The 22556-nt window shown below is 71.1% G+C and carries 20 protein-coding genes; 11 read left to right on the top strand and 9 right to left on the bottom strand.

Features of this window, described 5'->3' with window-relative positions; all coding sequences use genetic code 11:
- The first annotated feature begins 103 nt into the window (after positions 1-103).
- From ACFYZA_RS32995 to ACFYZA_RS32985, 3 genes are all read left to right on the top strand, one after another.
- Positions 104-1156, top strand: a complete 1053-nt coding sequence (locus ACFYZA_RS32995) for a bile acid:sodium symporter family protein (RefSeq protein WP_388494341.1) — start codon at positions 104-106, stop codon at positions 1154-1156.
- A gap of 121 nt (positions 1157-1277) precedes the next feature.
- Entirely contained in the window at positions 1278-1811 is a 534-nt protein-coding gene (locus ACFYZA_RS32990) for an isochorismatase family protein (protein WP_388494340.1), read from the top strand.
- Positions 1812-1815: 4 nt separating this feature from the next.
- A complete protein-coding gene (locus ACFYZA_RS32985; protein ID WP_382594764.1) occupies positions 1816-2220 on the top strand; it encodes a (2Fe-2S) ferredoxin domain-containing protein in 405 nt (134 codons plus the stop codon).
- 77 nt (positions 2221-2297) lie between these two features.
- Here ACFYZA_RS32985 and fdhD read toward each other — a convergent pair whose 3' ends face one another.
- Both fdhD and ACFYZA_RS32975 read right to left on the bottom strand, forming a co-directional pair.
- Complete coding sequence (gene fdhD / locus ACFYZA_RS32980; RefSeq protein WP_382594761.1) at positions 2298-3137, bottom strand: formate dehydrogenase accessory sulfurtransferase FdhD; 840 nt, start codon at positions 3135-3137, stop codon at positions 2298-2300.
- Positions 3138-3244: 107 nt separating this feature from the next.
- A complete protein-coding gene (locus tag ACFYZA_RS32975; protein ID WP_388494339.1) occupies positions 3245-4351 on the bottom strand; it encodes a 2-dehydropantoate 2-reductase in 1107 nt (368 codons plus the stop codon).
- 224 nt (positions 4352-4575) lie between these two features.
- Here ACFYZA_RS32975 and ACFYZA_RS32970 point away from each other — a divergent pair, with 224 nt between their 5' ends.
- A complete protein-coding gene (locus ACFYZA_RS32970; RefSeq protein WP_382594793.1) occupies positions 4576-5514 on the top strand; it encodes a beta-ketoacyl-ACP synthase III in 939 nt (312 codons plus the stop codon).
- Positions 5515-5701: 187 nt separating this feature from the next.
- Positions 5702-6877: a serine hydrolase domain-containing protein gene (locus ACFYZA_RS32965; protein ID WP_388494338.1), complete on the top strand. Its 1176-nt coding sequence runs from the start codon at positions 5702-5704 to the stop codon at positions 6875-6877.
- Between the two features lie 73 nt (positions 6878-6950).
- On the opposite strand, the gene ACFYZA_RS32960 is transcribed toward ACFYZA_RS32965, so the two are convergent.
- Together ACFYZA_RS32960 and ACFYZA_RS32955 are read right to left on the bottom strand one after the other, a co-directional pair.
- The gene (locus ACFYZA_RS32960) at positions 6951-7895 is read right to left on the bottom strand and encodes a DUF6891 domain-containing protein (RefSeq protein ID WP_388494337.1); all 945 of its coding nucleotides are present in this window, start codon (positions 7893-7895) and stop codon (positions 6951-6953) included.
- Between the two features lie 84 nt (positions 7896-7979).
- A complete protein-coding gene (locus tag ACFYZA_RS32955; RefSeq protein ID WP_388494336.1) occupies positions 7980-8330 on the bottom strand; it encodes a hypothetical protein in 351 nt (116 codons plus the stop codon).
- Positions 8331-8432: 102 nt separating this feature from the next.
- On the opposite strand from ACFYZA_RS32955, the gene ACFYZA_RS32950 reads away from it, so the two are divergent.
- Positions 8433-8888 carry a hemerythrin domain-containing protein gene (locus tag ACFYZA_RS32950; RefSeq protein WP_388494335.1) on the top strand — a complete coding sequence of 152 codons (456 nt, stop codon included), beginning with the start codon at positions 8433-8435 and terminating at the stop codon, positions 8886-8888.
- A 155-nt stretch (positions 8889-9043) separates the two neighbouring features.
- Positions 9044-9724 carry a GntR family transcriptional regulator gene (locus tag ACFYZA_RS32945; protein WP_388494334.1) on the top strand — a complete coding sequence of 227 codons (681 nt, stop codon included), beginning with the start codon at positions 9044-9046 and terminating at the stop codon, positions 9722-9724.
- A 138-nt stretch (positions 9725-9862) separates the two neighbouring features.
- Here the strand turns inward: ACFYZA_RS32945 and ACFYZA_RS32940 are convergent, their stop codons facing one another.
- From ACFYZA_RS32940 to ACFYZA_RS32925, 4 genes are all read right to left on the bottom strand, one after another.
- Positions 9863-11269, bottom strand: a complete 1407-nt coding sequence (locus tag ACFYZA_RS32940) for an OFA family MFS transporter (RefSeq protein ID WP_388494333.1) — start codon at positions 11267-11269, stop codon at positions 9863-9865.
- A 70-nt stretch (positions 11270-11339) separates the two neighbouring features.
- On the bottom strand, positions 11340-13484 hold the full coding sequence (locus ACFYZA_RS32935) for an acetate--CoA ligase family protein (protein WP_388494332.1): 2145 nt from the start codon (positions 13482-13484) through the stop codon (positions 11340-11342).
- 3 nt (positions 13485-13487) lie between these two features.
- Positions 13488-14732 (bottom strand): formyl-CoA transferase, encoded by a 1245-nt coding sequence (frc, locus tag ACFYZA_RS32930; RefSeq protein ID WP_388494331.1) that lies wholly within the window; start codon positions 14730-14732, stop codon positions 13488-13490.
- An 11-nt stretch (positions 14733-14743) separates the two neighbouring features.
- A complete protein-coding gene (locus tag ACFYZA_RS32925) occupies positions 14744-16438 on the bottom strand; it encodes a thiamine pyrophosphate-binding protein (RefSeq protein ID WP_388494330.1) in 1695 nt (564 codons plus the stop codon).
- 184 nt (positions 16439-16622) lie between these two features.
- On the opposite strand from ACFYZA_RS32925, the gene sucC reads away from it, so the two are divergent.
- From sucC to ACFYZA_RS32910, 3 genes are all read left to right on the top strand, one after another.
- Complete coding sequence (gene sucC, locus ACFYZA_RS32920; RefSeq protein WP_388494329.1) at positions 16623-17762, top strand: ADP-forming succinate--CoA ligase subunit beta; 1140 nt, start codon at positions 16623-16625, stop codon at positions 17760-17762.
- A 1-nt stretch (position 17763) separates the two neighbouring features.
- The gene (sucD, locus tag ACFYZA_RS32915; RefSeq protein WP_388494328.1) at positions 17764-18660 is read left to right on the top strand and encodes a succinate--CoA ligase subunit alpha; all 897 of its coding nucleotides are present in this window, start codon (positions 17764-17766) and stop codon (positions 18658-18660) included.
- A gap of 232 nt (positions 18661-18892) precedes the next feature.
- On the top strand, positions 18893-20461 hold the full coding sequence (locus ACFYZA_RS32910) for an aldehyde dehydrogenase family protein (protein ID WP_388494327.1): 1569 nt from the start codon (positions 18893-18895) through the stop codon (positions 20459-20461).
- A gap of 36 nt (positions 20462-20497) precedes the next feature.
- On the opposite strand, the gene ACFYZA_RS32905 is transcribed toward ACFYZA_RS32910, so the two are convergent.
- The gene (locus ACFYZA_RS32905) at positions 20498-21817 is read right to left on the bottom strand and encodes a DUF2254 domain-containing protein (protein WP_388494326.1); all 1320 of its coding nucleotides are present in this window, start codon (positions 21815-21817) and stop codon (positions 20498-20500) included.
- A gap of 187 nt (positions 21818-22004) precedes the next feature.
- Here ACFYZA_RS32905 and ACFYZA_RS32900 point away from each other — a divergent pair, with 187 nt between their 5' ends.
- On the top strand, positions 22005-22478 hold the full coding sequence (locus ACFYZA_RS32900; protein WP_382594714.1) for a hypothetical protein: 474 nt from the start codon (positions 22005-22007) through the stop codon (positions 22476-22478).
- Positions 22479-22556: the final 78 nt, after the last annotated feature.

The following is a 22556-nucleotide window of genomic DNA, read 5'->3' as shown; positions in this document are numbered from 1 at the left end:
GAGAGTGGTGTACGGGATTCCCGATCGGGGGCGGGAGGAGGACCATCGAGAGGGCACGATCCCGACCAAGTACGTAACCCGACCAAGTACGTAAGTGGAGCACATGAGCCGCCGCACCCCGAAGCTGCCGTCCTGGCTGCCGGTCGACCCGTACATCCTGGCGCTGCTCGGCACGGTGGGGCTCGCGGCCCTGCTGCCCGCCTCCGGGTCCGCGGCCCCGGTCGCGAGCGGCGCCTCGACCGGCGCGGTCGCGCTCCTCTTCTTCCTGTACGGCGCCCGGCTCTCGACCCGCGAGGCGATGGACGGCGTACGCCACTGGCGGCTCCACATCACCGTCCTGGCCTGCACGTTCGTGGCGTTCCCGCTGCTCGGCCTGGCGGCCAGGGGCCTCGTTCCGGTCGTCCTGACGCCGGACCTCTACAACGGTCTGCTCTTCCTGTGCCTGGTGCCGTCCACGATCCAGTCGTCGATCGCGTTCACCTCGATCGCCCGTGGCAACGTGCCCGCCGCGATCTGCGCGGGCTCGTTCTCCAGCATCGCCGGAATCGTGTTCACCCCGCTGCTCGCGGCCGGCCTGCTCGGCAACAGCGGGGGCGGCCTGTCCGCGGACTCGCTCCTGAAGATCGTGCTGCAACTGCTCGTGCCGTTCCTGGCCGGGCAGTTCCTGCGGCGCTGGGTCGGCGGCTTCCTCGTCCGGAACAAGAAGGTGCTCGGGTACGTGGACCGGGGCTCGATCCTGCTGGTCGTCTACAGCGCGTTCAGCGAGGGCATGGTGCGCGGCATCTGGCATCAGGTGAGCGTGGTCAGGCTCGGCGCGCTGCTCGTCGTCGAGGCCGTCCTGCTGGCCGCGATGCTCGCGCTGACCTGGTACGGGGCGAAGCGGCTCGGCTTCGACCGGGGCGACCGGATCGCGATCCAGTTCGCCGGGTCGAAGAAGAGCCTGGCGGCCGGACTCCCCATGGCCAGCGTGCTGTTCGGCGCCCAGGCCTCGCTCGCGGTCCTGCCGCTGATGCTGTTCCACCAGATGCAGCTGATGGTCTGCGCGGTGATCGCCAAGCGCCGCGCCCGCGACCCGCTGCCCGAGCGGACCGCGGAAACGGACGCGGCTCTCCCCGCCGGGCGGGGCCACGGCACCGGCGTACGCGCGGGAAGCTAGCGGACACCCGCGACCGCCGGCCGCCCCTGGACCCGTCGGCCCGTGCCGCCCCGGACGCGGGCGTGGCCTGAACAGGTCCCCGGCTTCCGGTCTAGATCATCGGGGCCGGTACGGTGCCGCCATGACCGCAATCGAAGGCGAGCCCGCCCTCCTCGACCCCGCGCGCACCGCGCTCGTCCTCGTCGATCTGATGGACCGGATCACGGCGCTGCCGCTCGCCCCGCACTCCGGTGAGCAAGTGCTCTCCGTATCAAGGGAGTTGGCGAACACCTTCCGTGCGGCGGGCGCGACCGTCGTGCTGGTGCGGGTGGAGCGGCCCGGAGTCGCCGTGCAGCCGCCCGGCAGCGACCTCGTCGCCGGGCTGGCCGAGGAAGGCGATCTCGTCGTGGTGAAGCGCACGGTCGGCGGCTTCCACCGGACCGGTCTGCACGAGCTGCTCGGCGAACGCGGCGTCAGAACTCTCGTGTTCGGCGGCATCGCCACCAACCTCGGGGTCGAGTCGACGGCCCGCGCCGCCGCCGACCACGGCTACGAGCTGCTGTTCGTCGAGGACGCGATGGCGGCCCTGACCGAGGACGAGCACCGGGCGGCGGTCGCCCTGAACTTCCCCCGGCTCGGCAGGGTCGTCGCCGCGTCCGCCGTCGGGTTCGGCTGAGCGCATGCCCAAGTTCTCGATATCCGCGGCCGGTTCACGCCCTTGCACCCTCGTCGTCTGCCGAGGCTGCTGCTGCGGGGACGCCCGCAAGACCCCCGGCACCGATCACGCGCGCCAGCTGGAGCGGCTGCGCACGGCGGCCGCCGAGTCCGCCGGACGGCTCGCCGTACGCACCACCGACTGCCTCGGGCCCTGCGGCCAGGCCAACGTGATCGTGGTCCAGCCCTCCGGCCGGGCCCGCCAGCGTGGCGCCCGCGCGGCATGGATCGGCTGGGTCCTCGACGATGACGCCACCGACGACATCCTGGCCTGGGCCGAACAGGGCGGCCCCGGCGTCGCCGAACCCCCGGCCACCCTCGCCCTCCAGATGATCCCGGCCCCCGCCGAGGCCCGCAGGCGCGCGCGGTAGCGCGCTTCCCGGCCTGGGAAGGCCCGGCCGGCGCAGGGGGCGCTCCTCGCCGGCCGGGCCGCTCGGTCGCAGCGGGGTCAGACGCCCGAGTGCAGGGCGATGCGTTCGTCCCCCGCGTACACGTTCATGGAGCTGCCGCGCAGGAAACCGACCAGGGTCAGGCCCGACTCGGCGGCCAGGTCGACGGCGAGCGAGGACGGCGCGGAGACCGCCGCGAGGACCGGTATGCCCGCCATGACCGCCTTCTGGGCGAGCTCGAAGGAGGCCCGGCCCGACACCAGCAGGATGCAGCGCGACAGCGGAAGCCGGTCGTCCTGGAGGGCCCGGCCGACCAGTTTGTCGACCGCGTTGTGGCGGCCCACGTCCTCGCGTATGTCGAGCAGTTCGCCCTCCGGCGAGAACAGCGCCGCCGCGTGCAGACCCCCGGTCCGGTCGAAGACCCGCTGTGCCGCGCGCAGCCGGTCGGGGAGGCTCGCGAGCAGTTCGGGCTCGACGCGGACCGGGGGAGTGTCGGCGATCGGGAAGCGGGCCTGCGTACGGACGGCGTCCAGGCTGGCCTTGCCGCACAGGCCGCACGAGGACGTCGTGTACACATTGCGTTCGAGCGTGATGTCGGGCACCTCGACGTCCGGCGCGAGCCGCACATCGACCACGTTGTAGGTGTTCTGGCCGTCAGCCGTGGCACCCGCGCAGTACACGATGGACCGCAGTTCGGCCGCGGCGCCGAGCACCCCTTCGCTGACCAGGAACCCGGCCGCGAGCGCGAAGTCGTCGCCGGGCGTGCGCATCGTGATCGCGAGCGGCTTCCCGTTGAGCCGGATCTCCAGCGGCTCCTCGGCCACCAGGGTGTCCGGGCGGGCCGACACCACCCCGTCCCGGATGCGGATGACGCGGCGGCGTTCGGTGACCCGTCCCATGTCCTCAGTCCCTCGATCGCTCTCGTCGGTCTCGACGCTCCCATTGTCCTGCACAGGGAGGGCGCGGTGACAGCCGCCGCCGCGGTACGCGCACGGGGTGGCCGTCGTCACGCGGCGCTCCGGGGGGCGGATGTCCGGGCGAGGAGATCGGCGAGCGCGTGCACGGCGCGCAGGGTGGGGACCGGGGTGGCGGTGAGCCCGGCGAGTTCGACGACGGCCGCGAGCAGCACGTCGAGTTCGAGCGGCTTGCCCTTCTCCAGGTCCTGGAGGGTGGAGGTCTTGTGCTCGCCGACGCGTTCGGCGCCCGCGATGCGCCGCTCCACGGAGATCTCCGGGTGGCAGCCCACGGCACCCGCGACGGCGAGGGTCTCGCGCATCATCGACTCGACGAGCGAGCGGGTGTCCCGGTGCCGGCAGATCTGCGCCATGGTCGCGCGGGCCAGCGCGCTGATCGGGTTGAAGGAGATGTTGCCGAGGAGCTTGATCCAGATGTCGTTGCGCAGGTCCGGCTCGACCGGGCACTTGAGGCCCCCGGCCCGCATGGCCTCGCTGAAGTCGAGGCAGCGCCGCGAGATGGTGAGGTCGGGCTCGCCGATGGAGAACCGGGTGCCCTCCAAGTGGCGTACGACGCCCGGCGATTCGAGCTCGGTGGCCGCGTACACCACGCATCCGACGGCGCGGGCCGGCGGCAGGGTCGCGCTCACGGCGCCGCCCGGGTCGACGCTCTCGATCCGGCGACCGGTGTGCGGGCCGGGCAGTCCGTGGAAGTACCACCAGGGGATGCCGTTCTGGGCGGCGATGACAGCCGTGCCGTCGTGGAGCAGCGGATTCACCAACGGGCCCGACATCGCATAGGAGTTGGCCTTCAGGCCGAGCAGGACGTAATCGACCGGGCCGACCTCGTGGGGGTCGTCGGTGGCGGCGGGCCGCGCGGTGAAGTCGCCGCGCGGGCTGAGGACGCGCACCCCGTCGCGGCGCATGGCCGCCAGGTGCGGCCCGCGGGCGATGAGGTGGACCTCGGCGCCCGCGCGGTGGAGCGCGGCCCCGACATACGCGCCGATGGCACCGGCGCCGACAATTGCGACTTTCACGGGGCTCTCCGTTCGGTGGAGGGACCGGGGTGCTGGCGTGTCGACGGGTGGAGCGCGGCGGGCGAGGTGGGCCCGGGCGGCGGCAATGGAGCGGGCGGCGCGGAGCAGTAGAAGCGCGACCATTCGTCGACAGAATATTGTCTACAGTATGCCTTTCGTGAGGGTCAAGATGTCCGACGCACCGCGTCCGGCAGCCCTGGGGGTGAAACGCTGACACAAGGCTCCAAAGGTGCGGCAGTGAATCCTGTTGGGTCTCGCGCCCTTGTACCCATCAGTAGCCACGAAGACTGGATGGCTCCGGATGTCAGCAGTGAATGCTCGTACCGAGGGGATCCGCCATGACCGGCATGCGAGGCTCACGTCTTGTCGCAGTCGGGCACTACCAGCCCGCCAAGGTGCTCACCAATGCCGATCTCGCCGAGCTGGTCGACACCAGCGACGAATGGATCAGCAGCCGGGTCGGCATCCGCACCCGCCATGTCGCGGGACCCGACGAGCCGGTGGACGAACTGGCCGCGCACGCGGGAGCGAAGGCGCTGGCCGGCGCCGGACTGACCCCCGCCGACATCGACCTGGTCCTGGTCGCCACCTCCACGGCCATCGACCGCTCGCCGAACACGGCGGCCCGGGTCGCCACCCGCCTCGGCATGGGCTCGCCCGCGGTCCTCGACCTCAACGTGGTCTGCGCCGGGTTCACCCACGCCCTCGCCACCGCCGACAGCCTGGTCCGCACCGGAACCGCCCAGCGCGCCCTCGTCATCGGCGCGGACAAGATGACCGCGGTGACCGACTGGACCGACCGCAGCACCTGCGTCTTGGTCGGCGACGGCGCCGGCGCGGCGGTCGTCGAGGCGAGCGAGGAGGCGCTGATCGGGCCGGTGCTGTGGGGTTCGGTGCCGGAGATGGGACACGCGGTACGCATCGAGGGCACCCCGCCGGTGTTCGCCCAGGAGGGTCAGTCCGTCTACCGCTGGGCCACCACCCAGCTGCCCCCCATCGCCCGCCAGGTGTGCGAGCGCGCCGGGCTCACCCCCGAGGACCTCGCCGCGGTCGTCCTCCACCAGGCGAATCTGCGGATCATCGAGCCCGTGGCGCGCAAGATCGGCGCCGTCAACGCGGTCATCGCCCGCGATGTCGTCGAATCCGGCAACACCTCGGCGGCCAGCATCCCGATGGCCCTGTCCAAGCTGGTCGAGCGCGGCGAAATCACCACCGGCGACCCGGTGTTGCTCTTCGGCTTCGGCGGCAACCTGTCGTACGCGGGCCAGGTCGTACGCTGCCCGTGAGGCAGCCCGCCGGACCGGGCTCGGTCCGGCCGCCCTCCTGCCTGAGCACGCTTCCCGCCGTTCGTGCTTTCCCACCGTTCGGCGCGCGACACGGGACGCGCGCCGTGAAGTCCATCCGGCTGGCCCCCGTTCCTGATGGGGCGGATGCCGGATGGTCGCGGGGCCGTACGGTTCCTAGCCTCGCATCATGATCTTTCGTCGTCTGTGTGTGTCGGCCGGAGCGCTCGCGCTGGCCGTGTCCGCTCTCCCCTCCGTCGCGGCCTCGGCCGCACCGCGCCCGGCCGGTACGGCGTGGTCCCTTCAGCGTGATGCCGACGCGGTACGGGATGCCGGGGTGACCGGCGTCGCCGTTCGCCTGGAGACGCCGGGCGGGACGCTCACGGCCCGCTCCGGCGTGGGCGATGTGGATGCCCGCCGCCCGGTTCCGATGGACGGCTATCTGCGGCTGGGCAGTACCACCAAGACGTTCGTCGCCACGGTCGTGCTCCAACTGGTGGGCGAGAAGCGGATATCCCTCGACCAGCGGGTCGAGCAGCTGCTGCCCGGGGTCGTGTCCGGTGCCGGAAACGACGGCCGGACCATCACGGTCCGCGATCTGCTGCGGCACACGAGCGGACTGCCCGAATACGTCTCCGACGTGCTCCCCGAACCCACCGCCGAGAGCTACTTCACCAACCGGTGGCGCGGCTACGAGCCCGCGGAGCTGGTGAGCCTGGCCATGCGTCATGCGCCCGCCTTTCCGGCGGGCACCCAGTGGGCCTACTCCAACACGAACTACGTGCTCGCCGGAATGATCATCGAGAAGGTCACGGGACGCACCTGGGAACAGCAGGTCCACGACCGCATCCTGCGTCCGCTCGGCCTGCGGCACACCGACACCCCCGGCACCGATCCCGTCCTTCCGTTCCCGCATGCCGCCAACTACCAGCAGTTCACCGTGAACGGGCCGCTGGTCGACACCACCGTCCCCTACCGTCCCTTCGACAGCGGGGCCGACGGCTCCATGACCGGCACGGCCCGCGACCTCAACCGGTTCTTCTCCGCGCTCGCCGCCGGAGAGCTGTTGAAGCCCGCCGAACTCGCTGCCATGCGGACCACGGTGGCCATGCCGGACGACAGCGGCCACCCGCAAGGCACCCGGGACGGTCTGGGTGTTTTCTTCAACCCCCTTTCCTGCGGCGGCGGTTACCTCGGCCACGGAGGCAACGGCTTCGGCTACGAGGTCCAGGCGGCGACCTCGGTGGACGGCCGGCGCACGATCACCGTCTCGGCACACAGCCGGTCCGCGGACCCGCGGACGTCGGCCCGCCAGGAAGCCGCGCTGCGCACCCTCATCGACCACGCCCTGTGCCACAGCACCTGATCAGCACCCGAGCAGCACCCTTGAGGGGGCCGCCCGCCCCGTCGGCCGAGCCTCCCGGGGCCGCGCGCCCCGCTCAGCCGACGAGGCGCCTGCGCCAGTCCAGTCGCGTGATGTCGAGGGAGCGGCCGGGATCGCCGTTCCACTCCACCGAAAGGCCGCAGCGCTCCAGGGCGGCCACGACCTCGTGGCCCACGGACGCGGTGGTCTCCGGCAGGCCGTCGAACCCGCCGTAGTGCAGGGTCAGTCCGTGTCCGGAGGCCGCCGCGTCGGTGCTCTGGGAGTGGAAGTAGACGAAGCCACGGGCGGTCGGCGATCCCGCCGCGCCGATCTCCGACTGGCCGCAGGAGCGGCAGCAGGTGAAGTTCTCCCGGGCGGTGATGCCCACCGACTCCAGCGCCGCGAAGGCCCGGGTGAGCCGCTCGGGGTCCGTCTCGTCCTGCCAGGAGGCCTGCTCAGCCACGCGCTCCAGCCATATGCGGTCCACCAACTGCCGTGCCTGCGCGAGCGATATCGGGTGGACGCCATCCGCGACGAGATAGTCCTCGGCCAGCTCCGCCAGCTCTGCCCGCGTCGCGTACCCGCCCACGATCGCCTCGCGGACACGCGATTCGAGCAGCGCGCGGTCCTCGTCGCCCAGGTTCAACTCGGGTACGGGCGGCGGGGGTTCGAACTCCAGCCGCTCCCACTCAAGGCCCGCCCTCCAGTCCTCACTCCCGCACGCGGCCCATCCGGTCATGGCCGCGATCACGGGGTCCGGTGCATCGAGCATCGTCCGGAAGTGCCGGTCGTACGCGCCGTCGCGATACTCCAGCGTGTAGGAGCCGGAGCCGGAGCCCGCAGCCTCTCCCTCTGTCTCGTGCCACACCTGTATGAACACATCGGGCAGATCCGGTATCCGCTGGAGCACCAGGAACCTGTCGCCCTCGCCCCCGATCCGGCGCACCAGATCGGCCAGTTGAGCGGCCGTGATGGCGCTGTGCCGTCGGCCGTGCTCCGTGTCCACCGTGATCGCAAGCATGTGCCCCACTGTCGCACGGGCCACTGACAGCGCCCTCGCGAGGACCGAGCCCGTGACGACCAAGCCCGTGGCCGGGCCCGCTCCTCAGAGCCGGCGCCGGGCCGCTTCGAGGCTGTCGGCTCCGCTGGTGTTGAACGCGATCGCGGCCCCCGGTGCGTGTTGGCGGACCAGGTTCACCACCAGCTCGAAGAAGGTGAGCAGCGGCTCGGGCTTGCGGATGCCACCCCCGATGACGACGACGTCCCACGCCCGCTCGGTCAGCGCGGCCACCACCGTGGACTCGGCCGTGGCGTCCAGCGTGATCAGCGCCATGGACGCTTCGATGCCGTGCTCGGCGAACCGGGCCAGCTCATTGTCGAGGGCCGCGCGCACACCGTCCCCGTCCATGCCGGGGACGGTGTGCGGGTCGATGCCGAGAATCAGAGTGGAGGACATGCCCCGAAGGACGCTCGGCGCGGTCGCCGAGTTCCGCTCCGGTCCGCCGGGACAGTGGTGTCAGTGGGGCTGCCCGACCGTCACGGGCGTACAAAGAGGGACATGTGCCATTACTGCGGATGCCGTGAAATCCCGCTCATCAAGGAGTTCATCGCCGAACACGAGCGTGTCACCGATGCGGCCGGCGACGCGCGACGGGCGCTCGACGCGGGCGATACCGCCCGGGCCCGTGAACTCGTCGCCTTCATGGCCGGCGAGCTGGAAACGCACTGGCGGGGTGAGGAGAACGGCCTGTTCGCCGTGATGCGCCAGGATCCCGAATACGCGGCGTACATCGAGGTCCTGGTGGGCGAGCACCGGGACCACGGCGACCGGCTGCGGGCGCTGGACCTGGAGACGGGCGAGGGCCGTGCCGAGTTCGACGCGATGGTCCGCGAACTCCACCAGCACATCAGCCGTGAGGAGGACGGGCTCTTCCCCGCCTCCCTGACGGCCCTGTCGGGCGACGAGTGGAACCTGTCGATGGCCGCGTGGCGCGAGGCGCACCCGGGGGAGTGACCGCAAGCCCGCGGAGTGCGGATCCAGGCCAAAACCGCGAACCTGTGCAACCTGATTCGGTCGGGGAATGTGCCAGGGGATTGCGCTCGGTAGACTGTAGACGATAGCCAATTCGCATAACCGGCTCGACACCCGTGGTGCAAGAGGGGGAAGCGATGTTGTCCGCAGGACTGCCGCAGGGAACCGTGCCCAGGCTGGAGCGGCCCGGGCCGTTGCGCGAGCGCGTCTACGAGGCCCTTCTCGAGCTGATCACCACCCGGGCCCTGCGCCCCGGCCAGCACCTGGTCGAGAGCGAACTCGCGGGCCACCTCGGGGTCTCCCGGCAGCCGGTGCGCGAGGCGCTCCAGCGGCTCAACACCGAGGGCTGGGTCGATCTGCGGCCCGCACAGGGCGCGTTCGTCCACGAGCCCACCGAGGAGGAGGCGGACCAGCTGCTCTCGGTGCGTACGCTCCTGGAGGCCGAGGCGGCCCGGCTCGCCGCGGCCAACTCCGGTTCCGCCGGGATCGCCGCGCTGGAGAAGCTGTGCGCCCAGGGCGAGCAGGCCGTCGCGGACGACGACGTGGACCTGGCGGTGGCCACCAACGCCGCGTTCCACGCCAAGGTCATGGAGCTCGCCGGGAACGTGGTGCTCGCCGAGCTCGCGGGCCAGGTCGACCGGCGGGTGCGCTGGTACTACACGCCGGTCGCCCGCCGACGCGGCAAGCAGTCCTGGATCGAGCACCGGGACCTGATCGCCGCCATCTCGGCCCGGGACGAGCGGCGGGCCACCGAGGTCATGCGCGCCCACACCGAGCACACGCGAACGACCTACCACGAGCGGTCCGAGCGGACCTGACGCGCGCCGACGGCGAAGCCGCCCCGGACGTGTCCAGCTCCGGGGCGGCCCGCGTGCGCGGAGGTGGGCCCACACCACCCCGGCACGTTCGCGCGGGGGTGGGCCTACACCACCCCGGCACTTTGCGAGGGCGTGGGCCTACACCACCTCCCGGCTGATCGGCTGGGGGTTGGCCGGGATGTCGCGCACCCGGGTGCGGCCCGGCTGGCGCAGCAGCAGGGCGATGCAGGCCGCCGCCATCGAGATGCCGCCGGCCAGGGCGTACGCCCCGTCGTAGCCCCACGCGTCGACGACCATGGAGCCGAGGCCGCCGCCGAACAGGCCGCTCACCAGCTTGCCGCTGTAGACCAGGCCGTAGTTGGAGGCGTTGTAGTTCTCGCCGAAGTAGTCCGGGGTCAGGGCCGCGAACATCGGGTAGAACGCGCCGCCGCCGAAGCCAGAGACGAAGGCGAACAGCAGGAACAGCCACTCGCTGTGCAGATGGCCCGCCCAGATCACGCCGAACTGCGCGAGACCCAGCACCACGATCACGAAGACCAGGGTCAGCTTGCGGCCCCACAGGTCGGACAGCCAGCCCACGACCGCCCGGCCGATGCCGTTGATGACCGCCATGACACCCATGGAGGTGGCGGCGACGAGGGGGCCGAAGCCGACCTCCTTCGCGTAGTCCACCTGGAAGGAGATGCCGAAGATGGACACTCCCGCCGTCATCACGATGGTGATCCACATCAGGGGCAGCATGCCGGTCCTGATGGCCTCCTTCGGGGTGTACTGCTTGGCCGCCGGCGGGTTCTTCGCGAGGCTCGCCGCGCTCTTGGCGTTGCCGGAGAAGTTCAGCGGGTCGAGCTCGGCCGGCCACCAGTTCTTCGGCGGATCCTTGAAGAACCAGGCGCAGACACCCACCACGATCAGCACGTAGACCCCGATGAGGTCCAGCACCTCGTGGTAATTCCCGGTGTCGAAGGCGTAGTTGAAGATGAAGATGAAGGGCAGCGAGCCATAGGCGAAGCCGCCGTTGACGAAGCCCGTCCTGGCGCCGCGCCGCTCGGGGAACCACTTGCCCACCATGTTGATGCACGTCGCGTAGATGAGTCCGGAGCCCACCCCGCCCACGACGCCGAAGCCGAAGACCGCGGCCAGGACGTCGTGCAGATGGGAGAGGGCGAAGAACCCGACGAGGCACAGCGCCGCGCCGACGTACATGGCCCGGCGCGCGGTGAGGACGCCCCTCTCGCGCATCCAGCCCGCGGGGAAGGCGATGCCCGCCTGGAAGAACACCCAGACGCTGAGGATCCAGAAGGTGTTGCTCTGCGTCCAGCCGTGGGCATCGGAGAGGGTGTCCTCGGCGGAACCGTAGGCGTACTCGGACACGCTGATCGCCATCATCGCGACCCACGGCAGGTACACCATCAACTTGCGGCTGTGGCCCAGCAGATCGCGGTCGCTCTCGCCGATCCGGTACACGCGGCCCTTGCTGTCCGTCACTTCGCGGTACGCGACGCCCGCCGCGTGCCGTGGTTCGCCGGATGTGGAACTGTCGCTCATGGTCGTCCCCTTGGCGTCGAAAGAACCTGGCCAGCGCCCCCTGTCCAAACCCTTCGTGCTGAGGTGGGGCCTAGGTGAGCAGCCCCGCGGCCCGTGCCCAGCGGTACTTCGCACCGAGCACCGCGACCGGCAGCTCGGTGGTGTAGGGGTAGGCGACGACGCCGCGCTCGAAGAGGTACGCGCAGGCCTCCTCGACCTCGGTGTCGCCGGCGAGCGAGGCCACCACGGGCTTCTCGATGCCGCGCGCCCGGAACTCCTCGACGACCCGCGCCGTCAGCTCGGCGAACACCATCGGCGGGGTGACGATGGTGTGCCAGTAGCCGAGGACGAGCGCGTGGACGCGCGGGTCCTCGAGGCCCAGCCGGATCGTCGCCTCGTACGTGGCCGGCGGCTCGCCCCCGGTGATATCGATCGGGTTGCCGGCGGCCCCGAACGGCGGGATGAACGCCTTGAAGGACGCGTCCAAGTCCGCTGGGATCCGCATGAGTTGGAGCCCGTTGTCGACGACCGCGTCCGACAGGAGCACCCCGGAGCCGCCCGCGCCGGTGATGATGACGACGTTGTCGCCCTTCGGGGCGGGCAGTACGGGCAGGGCCCGCGCGTACTCCAGCATCTCGCGGAGTCCGGGGGCCCTGATCACCCCCGCCTGGCGCAGGATGTCGTCGTATACGGCGTCGTCACCGGCCAGAGCGCCGGTGTGCGAGCCCGCGGCCTTGGCGCCCGCGCTGGTCCGCCCGGCCTTGAGGACCACCACGGGTTTCTTCGGCACGGTCGCGCGCGCCGCCTCGACGAAGGCCCGGCCGTCCTTGAGGTCCTCCAAATGCATGGCGATGCAACGGGTGTTGGGGTCCTCGCCGAACCAGGTCAGCAGGTCGTCCTCGTCGAGATCCGACTTGTTGCCGAGGCCCACGATCGCCGAGACCCCCGTCCGCGTGGAGCGGGCGAAGCCGAGGATCGCCATGCCGATCCCGCCGGACTGACTGGTCAGGGCGACCGGGCCCTTCACGTCGTACGGGGTGCAGAACGTGGCGCACAGGTCGTACCAAGTCGAGTAGTAGCCATAGATGTTGGGCCCGAGCAGCCGTACACCGTGCCGCTCGGCGATGGCCACGACCTCGTCCTGGAGGGCCTGCTCGCCGGTCTCGGCGAAACCGGAGGGGATGAGCACCGCGTTCGGAATGCCCTTGCGGCCCACCTCGTCGAGGGCCGCCGCGACGAATCGGGCCGGGATCGCGAAGACCGCCACATCCACCTCGCCGGGAACGTCCGTGACACTGTGGTACGCCTTGCGTCCCTGAATGTCATCGGCCCGGGGGTTCACCGGATGGATCTCCCCGGAGAACCCTCCGTCGACGAGGTTGCGCATGACCGAATGGCCTATCTTTCCGGTCTCGTTGGAGGCGCCGATCACCGCGACCGAGCGCGGCCGCATCAGCCGGCGCATCGAGCGGAGGATCTCCTCACGGCTGTACCTGCGCCGGGGCCTGACCATCTCCGTGCTCAGCAGGATCCGGATGTCGGCGGCGAGAGCGCTCCCGGGCGTGGCGATCACCGGGTTGAGGTCGACCTCCGCGATCTCGGGGAAGTCCGTGACCAGTTGGGACACCCGGCGGATCTGTTCGGCGAGCGCCCACCGGTCCACGGCCGGCGCGCCGCGCACCCCGCGCAGGACCTCCGCCGCCCGGATCGAGTCGAGCATCGACAGCGCCTCGTCGGCGGTGACGGGGGCGAGCCGGAACGTGACGTCCTTCAGCACCTCCACCAGGACCCCGCCGAGCCCGAACGCCACCACCTTGCCGAAGGTCGGGTCGGTGACCGCGCCGACGATCACCTCCTGCCCCGGTGGCAGGAGTTGCTGGACCTGCACGCCGTCGATCCGGGCCCCGGGCGCGAACGCCCGGGCGTTCTCGACGATCCGGTGGAAGGCGCCCCGCACCTCGGCCGCGCCCTCCACGCCGACCACGACCCCGCCCGCATCCGTCTTGTGCGAGATGTCCGGCGAGACGATCTTCAGTACGGCCTTGCCGCCGAGCCGTGCCGCGTGCGCGACCGCCTCGTCGACGTCCCGCGCGAGCGCCTCGCCGGGTACCGCGATCCCGTACGCGTCCGCGACCGTCCTTCCCTCGGGCGCGGTGAGCGTCGCGCGCCCCTCGGCCCGGACGGAGGCGAGCAGCGCCCGCACCGCCTCGCGGTCCTGTGCCTCGACATCTGCCATCGCTCAGATCACTCCGTCCGTCTTGAGCAGCCGCAATTCCTCTTCGCCCAGGCCCAGTTCGCCGCTGTACACCTCCGCGTTGTGCTCGCCGAGCAGGGGAGAGGTGACCACGTCCACGGGGGAGTCGGAGAGTTTGAGGGGGGAGCCGACGGTGGTGAAGCGGCCGCGCTCGGGGTGTTCGACCTCGACGACCATCTCGTTGGCCACGAGCGAGGCGTCCTCGATGATCTCCTTGGTGGAGAGGATCGGGCCGCACGGGATGTTGTGCGCGTTGAGCCGCTCAAGTACCTCCCATTTGGGCAGGGTTGAGGTCCATTCCTCGATGAGCTGGAACATCTTGCCGAGCTTGGGGAGCCGCGCCTCGGGCGTCGCCCACTCGGGGTCCGTGGCGAGTTCGGGACGGCCGATGAGGGCGGTGACCGGCTGCCAGCCGACCGGCTGCACGATCACATAGACGTAGTCGTTGGGCCCGCCCGGCGCGCACTTCACCGCCCAGCCGGGCTGCCCGCCGCCCGACGCGTTGCCGGACCGGGGCACCTCGTCCCCGAAGTCCTCGTTGGGGTACTCCTTCAACGGGCCCTGGGCAAGCCTCTGTTGGTCGCGCAGCTTGACCCGGCACAGGTTGAGCACCGCGTGCTGCATGGCGACCTGGACACGCTGGCCGCGCCCGGTGGACTCGCGCTGGTAGAGCGCGGCCAGGATGCCGGCCACCGCGTGGACGCCGGTCCCGGAGTCACCGATCTGCGCTCCGGTGGCGAGCGGCGGACCGTCCTCGAAACCGGTGGTGGCCATCGAGCCGCCCATGGCCTGCGCGACGACCTCGTACGCCTTGAAGTTGGTGTACGGGCCCTCGCCGAAGCCCTTGATGGAGGCGTACACGATCCGGGGGTTGATCTCCTGGATCCGCTCCCAGGTGAAGCCCATCCGGTCGACGGCGCCGGGGCCGAAGTTCTCCACCAGTACGTCCGAGCGGCGGATGAGTTCGGTCAGGATCTCCTTGCCGCGCGGGGTCTTGGTGTTGAGGGTGATGCTCCTCTTGTTGCAGTTGAGCATCGTGAAGTAGAGGGAGTCCACGCCGGGCAGGTCGCGCAGCTGGGTGCGGGTGATGTCACCGGTGGGCGCCTCCAGCTTGACGACGTCCGCGCCGAGCCAGCCGAGGAGCTGGGTGGCGGAGGGGCCGGACTGCACATGGGTCATGTCGAGGACGCGTACGCCCTCAAGTGCTTTGGTAGCGGGTGCTGTTGGCATGGCGAGCTCCTCTACTTGTACATGGTCTGGTTCATGGTTCCGGGGGCGTAGGCGTCCGGATCGACCCACACGTTGATGAGCGACGGCTTGCCCGACTCGCGGGCGCGTCGCAGCGCGGGCGCGATGTCGGCGGGGTCGCGGACCTCTTCGCCGTGACCGCCCAGCATGCGCGCGAACTGGTCGTAGGGGACGTCGCCCAGGGTGTTGCCGATCCGCTCCCGCTCCGGTCCGTACTTCTGTGCCTGGCCGTAACGGATCTGGTTCATCGAGGAGTTGTTGCCGACGATCCCCACGAACGGCAGGTCGTAGCGCACCAGCGTTTCGAAGTCCCAGCCCGTCAGCGAGAACGCCCCGTCCCCGAACAGCGCGACGACCTCCTGGTCCGGCCGCGCCTGCTTGGCGGCGAGCACGAACGGGATGCCGACGCCGAGCGTGCCGAGCGGGCCCGGGTCCATCCAGTGGCCGGGCGACTTCGGCTGGACGACCTGGCCGGAGAAGGTGACGATGTCGCCGCCGTCCCCGATGTAGATCGAGTCCTCGGTGAGGAAGTCGTTGATCTCGCTGACCAGCCGGTACGGGTGGATGGGCGAGGCGTCGGACCTGAGGTGCGGAAGCCGCTTGCCGAGAGCGCTCTGCTCGGCGGCACGCAGCTCCTCCAGCCACGCCTTGCGCTTGACGGCGCCGCCGTTGAGCCGCCCCGACGCGGCCTGGGTCACGGACCTGAGGATCATCCCCGGGTCACCCACGATGCCCAGGTCGATGTCCCGGTTCTTGCCGACGGTGCGGTAGTCGAGATCGATCTGCACCACGGCCGCGCTAGGGGAGAGCCGCTTGCCGTATCCCATGCGGAAGTCGAAGGGGGTGCCGACGATCACGATGAGGTCGGCGTTGGAGAACGCGTACCGGCGCGACAGCTGGAAGTGGTGCGGGTCGCCGGGCGGCAGGGTGCCACGCCCCGCGCCGTTCATGTACGCGGGCAGGTTCAGAGTACGGACGAGCTCGATGGCGTCGTCGGTGGCCCGGCTCGTCCACACCTGACTGCCCAGCAGAACCGCCGGCTTCTCCGCGTGCACCAGCAGATCGGCCAGCTTCTCGACGGCCTCGGGGTCGCCGGCGCTGCGGGTGGAGGCCCGGTAGCGTCCGGCCGCCGGGATCCGCGCCCGGTCCACCGGCACCTTCGCGTCGAGCACATCGCGCGGTATCTCCAGGAACGAGGGCCCGGGCGCGCCGTTGAAGCACTCCCGGAACGCCATGGACACCATGTCGGCGGCCCGCGCGGTGTCCGGGACGGTCGCCGCGAACTTGGTGATCGGGGTCATCATGTCGACATGGGGGAGGTCCTGCAGCGACCCCATCTTGTGCTGGCTGTGCGCTCCCTGACCGCCTATCAGAAGCATCGGCGACTCGGCGCGGAAGGCGTTGGCGACCCCGGTGACGGCGTCGGTGGTGCCGGGCCCGGCGGTCACCACGGCGCAGCCGGGCTTCCCGGTGATCCGGGCGTAGCCGTCGGCCGCGTGGGCGGCGACCTGCTCGTGCCGTACGTCGACGACCTCGATGCCCTCGTCCGCGCAGCCGTCGTAGATGTCGATGATGTGGCCGCCGCAGAGGGTGTAGATGACGTCGACGCCCTCCGCCTTGAGCGCCTTGGCGACGAGATGTCCGCCCGAGATGAGGTCCTGACCGCTGTCGTCGGAGCCGTGAGGCATGGCGAAGTCCGTCCCTTCGTAGGGGAGTTGAGGTCCGCCTCGGGTACTGCCCGGCGAGGGCAGGGGGCGTCCTCCGGTAGATTGCATACAGTCGACGAATACTGTATGAACCTTGTTATCCCTCATCCGACGGCGTGGTGTCCAGGGGGCGTGCGGCACTTTCCCACTCAGTCAGGAGCCGGCATTGGATCTGTACGAGTACGAGGCAAGGGAACTCTTCAAGAGCCACGGCATCGCGGTCCCGGACGCGGCCGTCGTCACCTCCCCGCGTGAAGCCCGGGCCGCGGCCGAGTCGCTCGGCGGCCGCGTCGTGGTCAAGGCCCAGGTGAAGACCGGGGGCAGGGGCAAGGCGGGCGGGGTGAAGCTCGCCGCGAATCCGGCGGCCGCGCAGCTGACGGCCCGCCAGATCCTCGGCATGGACATCGGGGGTCACGTCGTGGGCCGGGTCATGCTGGCCCAACCGGCAGACATCCAGGCCGAGTTCTACGTCTCCTACGTGCTGGACCGCGCGGCCGGGGTCTTCCTCGCGATCGCCTCCGCGGAGGGCGGCACGGAGATCGAGGAGGTCGCGGCGAGCCGCCCGGAGGCCGTGGCCCGCATCCCCGTCGACCCCCGGCGCGGGGTGGACGCGGCCAAGGCCGCCGAGATCGGGAAGGCCGCCCACCTCCCGCCCGAAACGGCCCCGGTACTGGCCCAGTTGTGGCAGGTCCTCGTACAGGAGGACGCGGTCCTGGTGGAGGTGAACCCGCTGGTGCGGACCGCGTCCGGCCAGATCCTGGCCCTGGACGGCAAGGTCACCCTGGACGACAACGCTCGCTTCCGGCACGCCCGTTGGGGGTCATCGGACGAGGCGGATCCGGGCGCCGACCCGCTGGAGGCGGCGGCGAGCGCCAAGGGCCTCAACTACGTCAGGCTCGACGGCGAGGTCGGCGTCATCGGCAACGGCGCGGGCCTGGTCATGTCGACCCTGGACGTGGTCGCCGGCTGCGGGGTCCGCCCGGCGAACTTCCTCGACATCGGGGGAGGGGCATCGGCCCGGGTCATGGCGGACGGCCTGACCGTCATCCTGTCCGACCCGGCCGTGAAGTCCGTCCTCGTGAACGTCTTCGGCGGGATCACCTCCTGCGACGCGGTGGCCGACGGCATCGTCCAGGCCCTGGAATCCGTCCACCTGACCAAGCCGCTCGTCGTACGCCTCGACGGCAACAACGCCGCCCGGGGCCGCGCCATCCTCTCCGGCCGCGACCATCCCCTGGTCGAGCAGGCCACCACCATGGACGGCGCCGCCCGCCGCGCCGCCCAACTCGCCCGGCAGGGAGTCTGACATGGCGATCTTCCTCGGCAAGGAGAGCAAGGTCCTGGTCCAGGGCATGACCGGCGGCGAAGGGATGCGGCACACCCGCCGGATGCTCGCGGCCGGCACCGACGTCGTGGGCGGCGTCAACCCCCGTAAGGCGGGCCGGGTCGTCGACTTCGACGGCCGCGGGGTGCCGGTGTTCGCGACGGTGGCGCGGGGGATGGCGGCCACGGGCGCGGACGTCTGCGTCGTCTTCGTCCCACCGCCCTTCGCGCGGGCGGCGGTTGAGGAGGCGATCGACGCGGGGATCGCCTTGGCGGTGGTCATCACCGAAGGCGTCCCGGTGCACGACGCGGTGGCCTTCCACGCCCACGCCCGGGCGCTGGGCGGCGCCACCCGTGTCATCGGGCCCAACTGCCCCGGCCTCATCAGCCCCGGCCGGTCCAACGCGGGCATCATTCCCGCCGACATCGCCCCCGAGCCGGGAGGCATCGGCCTGGTCTCCAAGTCCGGCACACTCACCTACCAGTTGATGTACGAGCTGCGCGACATCGGCTTCTCCTCGGCGGTGGGCATCGGCGGCGACCCGGTCGTCGGCACCAGCCACATCGACTGCCTGGCCGCCTTCGAAGCGGACCCCGACACCGAACTCATCGTCCTGATAGGGGAGATAGGCGGCGACGCGGAAGAACGCGCGGCGGCGTACGCGGCGTCCCACGTGACCAAGCCGGTGGTGGGCTACATAGCGGGCTTCACCGCCCCCGAGGGCAAGACCATGGGCCACGCCGGGGCGATCGTCTCCGGTACGGCCGGAACGGCGTCGGCGAAGAGGGCGGCCCTGGAGGCGGCCGGGATCCCGGTGGGCGCGACTCCGTCGGAGACGGCGCGGCTGGTGCGGAAGGTGCTGGGGGTTGGCCGTACCTGAAATCGCTTGGTAAGCAACGGAGTTGAGGCGAGGTGATGACAGGCGCCTCGGGCTCTTCGGCGTTTGAGATGCGGGGTCGGGGAGCGAAGCCCGGCCCGGCCCCCGATCACGTGACGTCACTCACCTTCACGCCCCGTACGTACCCAACCCCGCCCCCGCCTCACTACCGTCCGGTAACACGAGCCATCGCACCCCCGCCCCGACAGCCGGCACACCGAGAGCGGAGACCCTCATGGCACCCAGCCCCAGCCCCGACCAGAAGACCGGACCCCTCGGCCTCAAGCCCGGCACCGCCTGGTCCGACGCCTGGCGGCGCGGCCTGGCCGCCGCCCCCGAGGCCTTCCGGGACGACCGCGTCCTGAACCTCTGGGCCGGCCAGTGGCACGCCGACGGCCGCGCCCTCCCCGCCACCACCCCCGTCGACGGCACTCCCATCGCGGGCCCGCCCCGCCTGGATGGCCCCACCGCCCAACAGGCCGTGCGTGCCTCGCTCGACCAGCACCGCACCTGGCGCCACGTCCCGCTCCCCGAGCGCCGGGCCCGGGTCGCCGCCACCCTCGACGCCCTGACCGAACACCGCGAACTGCTCGCCCTCCTCCTCGTGTGGGAGATAGGAAAGCCGTGGCGGCTCGCCCAGGCGGACGTGGACCGGGCCATCGACGGCGTCCGCTGGTACGTCGACGGCATCGACGCGATGCTGGACGGCCGCACCCCGCTCCCCGGCCCGGTGTCCAACATCGCGAGCTGGAACTACCCCATGTCCGTCCTGGTCCACGCGATGCTGGTGCAGGCACTCGCGGGCAACGCCGTCATCGCGAAGACCCCGACCGACGGCGGCGTTGCCTGTCTCACCCTGGCCGCCGCCCTCGCCGTACGCGAAGGCGTGCCGGTCACCCTGGTCAGCGGCAGCGGGGGAGAGCTCTCCGAAGCCCTCGTCCGCTCCCCGGAGATCGGCTGCGTCTCCTTCGTCGGCGGCCGCGACACGGGCGCCCGCATCGCCACGGCCGTCGCCGACCTCGGCAAGCGGCACATCCTGGAGCAGGAGGGCCTCAACACCTGGGGCATCTGGAACTTCAGCGACTGGGACGCGCTGGGCGCCGTCGTCCCCAAGCTCTTCGACTACGGCAAGCAGCGCTGCACCGCCTACCCCCGGTTCGTGGTCCAGCGCGCCCTGTTCGACCGGTTCCTCGCCGCCTACCTGCCGGCCGTACGCTCCGTGCGCACCGGCCACCCGCTGGCCGTCGAGCACCCCGAAGACGCCCTGCCCGCACTGGACTTCGGGCCGCTCATCAACGCGGCGAAGGCCAAGGAACTCGGTGACCAGGTGGCCGAGGCCATCGACCGGGGCGCCGTCCCGCTGCACCGCGCGACCCTGGCCGGCGGCCGCTTCCTGCCCGGCCAGGACACCGGCGCCTACCTGCCGCCGGTCACCCTCCTCAACCCGCCGCCGTCCTCGCCCCTCTTCCACGCGGAGCCGTTCGGCCCGGTCGACACGATCGTCCTGGTCGACACGGAGGCGGAGCTGCTCGCCGCGATGAACGCCTCCAACGGCGCACTGGTCGCCACCCTGTCGACCGACGACCCGGCGACGTACGACCGCCTCGCCCCGCACATCAGGGCGTTCAAGGTCGGCCGGGGCAAGCCCCGCTCGCGCGGCGACCGCGAGGAACTGTTCGGCGGGTTCGGCGCCTCGTGGCACGGCGCGTTCGTCGGCGGCGAACTCCTCGTACGCGCCGTGACCGAGGGCCCGGCCGGGGAGCGCCCCCCGGGCAACTTCCCGGCGTACCAGCTGATCCCGTAGCGCCGGGGTCCACGGCTGCGGACCGGCACGGCCATGTCACCCGATGCCCTGCCGGTCCGGCTCCAGCGCGAAGGCCCGCTCCGCCTCCGGGACCGTCAACTGCACGGCCCGCGCGAGGAGTTCGCGGTGCCGCAGCAGCGGCTCGCGCCGGTCGGCGGGCGCGATCCGGAGCAGATCGTCGAGCCCCGCCATGATGCGCCGGGTGACCTGCGGGCTGCCGACCGCGCAGAGGCGGATCTCGGCGAAGGCGAGATCGACGATGTCGGCCCAGTCCGGCACGTCCTGCACCAGCCGGACCGCGCCCTTGCCGTCGGGGTGGCCCACGGCGCCCAGCGGCCGGTTGGCCAGCACCGTGAGCAGCTGGACGATCCGGTCGAGGCAGAGCACGGCGGTGGTCGGGTCGTTGATGGCGCGAGAGAGCGCTCTCAGGGCGATGTCGCAGAGCTGCCGAAGTCCGAACGTCAGATCCTGGTGGAACGTCCGCTCCACCCCGACCATCACCGTGTAGCGCAGCGCTGCCCGGTCCGGCCCCTTGCCGTCCTCGCTCCCGTGCACCGACAGCAGCGGCGTGCCCGGCACCACGAAGTCCCCGATGCGGGGGAGCAGCCGGAGCACCACGCCCTGGCCCCTGGCGGCGCGCACGAGCCGGGCGATGTTGACGTCCCGCAGCACCCCGGCCCGCCCGGCGTACCCGATCCGGCCGCTCTCCGGCCCCACCGCCGAGCCGTCGAACTCACCACGCGGCATCCGGTCCAGGACCCGCAGGCTTTCGCCGGCGATCCGGTCGACCACGTGGCCGACCCGCATGAGCCGCAGCGTGGAGTTCACGTACGCGATGAAGAGGAACAGACTCAGCGCGACCATGAGCAGAGTGAGAACGCTCTGCACGAAGGGCACGGTGGTCACGCGCCGCGCCTCGGCCTCGCTCTCGAACGAGGTGAGGACGAGCAGCGACAGCGTGAACGTGGCCAGGAAGACGGCGAAGGTCAGCTTGGTGATGCGGGACCGCACGAAGATCCGCACCACCCGAGGGGTGAACTGACCGCTCGCCATCTGCACGGCGACGAGGGAGATGCTGAACACCACACCGATGAAGGTCATCATCGCCGAGCTGACCGTGCTGACCACGGGCTTGATGTCGTTGACGATCCTGATCAGCTCGTCGACCTCGGCGAAGTTCCGGTGCTCCTGGAGCAGCCGGACGAGGGCCGCGTCGAGTGCGGACGCCCCCGTCCACAGCACGAAGACCAGCACCATGGCGGCGGTCGGCGCGAACCAGAAGGTGTCGCGCAGATGCTCCCGCAGCGGCGAGAGCGCTCTCGGCCGCCGGTATCCCTTGCCTCTGCCCGTGGTCACCCGGCGAGGCTAGGCCTGCGTCGCAGTGCTGAGGCCGCCACGCCACCGAGTGGTCCCTCAGTCGTACACACATTGGTCCTCACGGAGTACGAATCCGTACATCCGCGCCCGAACAATGGAAGACATCGAAGCACGTCGTCGAAGCACGCACCCTCCCTCAACCCGAGCCGACCCAGGAGTGAACGCCATGCCGCCGAAGCGCACGCCCAGCCGGACCAGGACCATCGTCGTCACCGCGGTCTCGGTCGTCGTGGCGGTGGGATTCGCGGCGGTCGTCGCCGTACCGGCAGCGAAGGACTGGTACCAGAACCGTCATGACGAGGCCGCGTCCTACAGCTCCGGCAAGGAGGCGAAGGGCGACCGCGTCTCCGTGCCCCGCTGGCTCCCCGACGAGGCGAAGCGCATCGAGTACGCGATGAAGACCACCGGAGGCGACCGCCTGATCAAGGCCAGCCTGCCGTCGCCCGTCCTCCCCGCCAGCTGCTCGCCCCACAAGCCGGACGCGACCCCGCGCCCGCCGGCCATCAGGTCCACGTGGTTCCCCAAGAACGCCGAGCGGCACGCGGCGGCCCGCTGCGGCCTGTACTACGCGTACATGGAGGGAAACACTCTGTACGCCTGGCAGGCGAACGACGACTGGCTCGCGTCGAAGAAGGCCTGACGCTCTCCTGACCACGCAATATGCGGGTGAACAGCACCTCGAACCCCTGGTAGAGTTCTCTATGTCGCCGCGGGGAAC

It is taken from the genome of Streptomyces sp. NPDC001828 (genome assembly GCF_042892175.1).
GTDB lineage: Bacteria > Actinomycetota > Actinomycetes > Streptomycetales > Streptomycetaceae > Streptomyces.
This window is presented reverse-complemented; position numbering and strand designations above follow the sequence as displayed.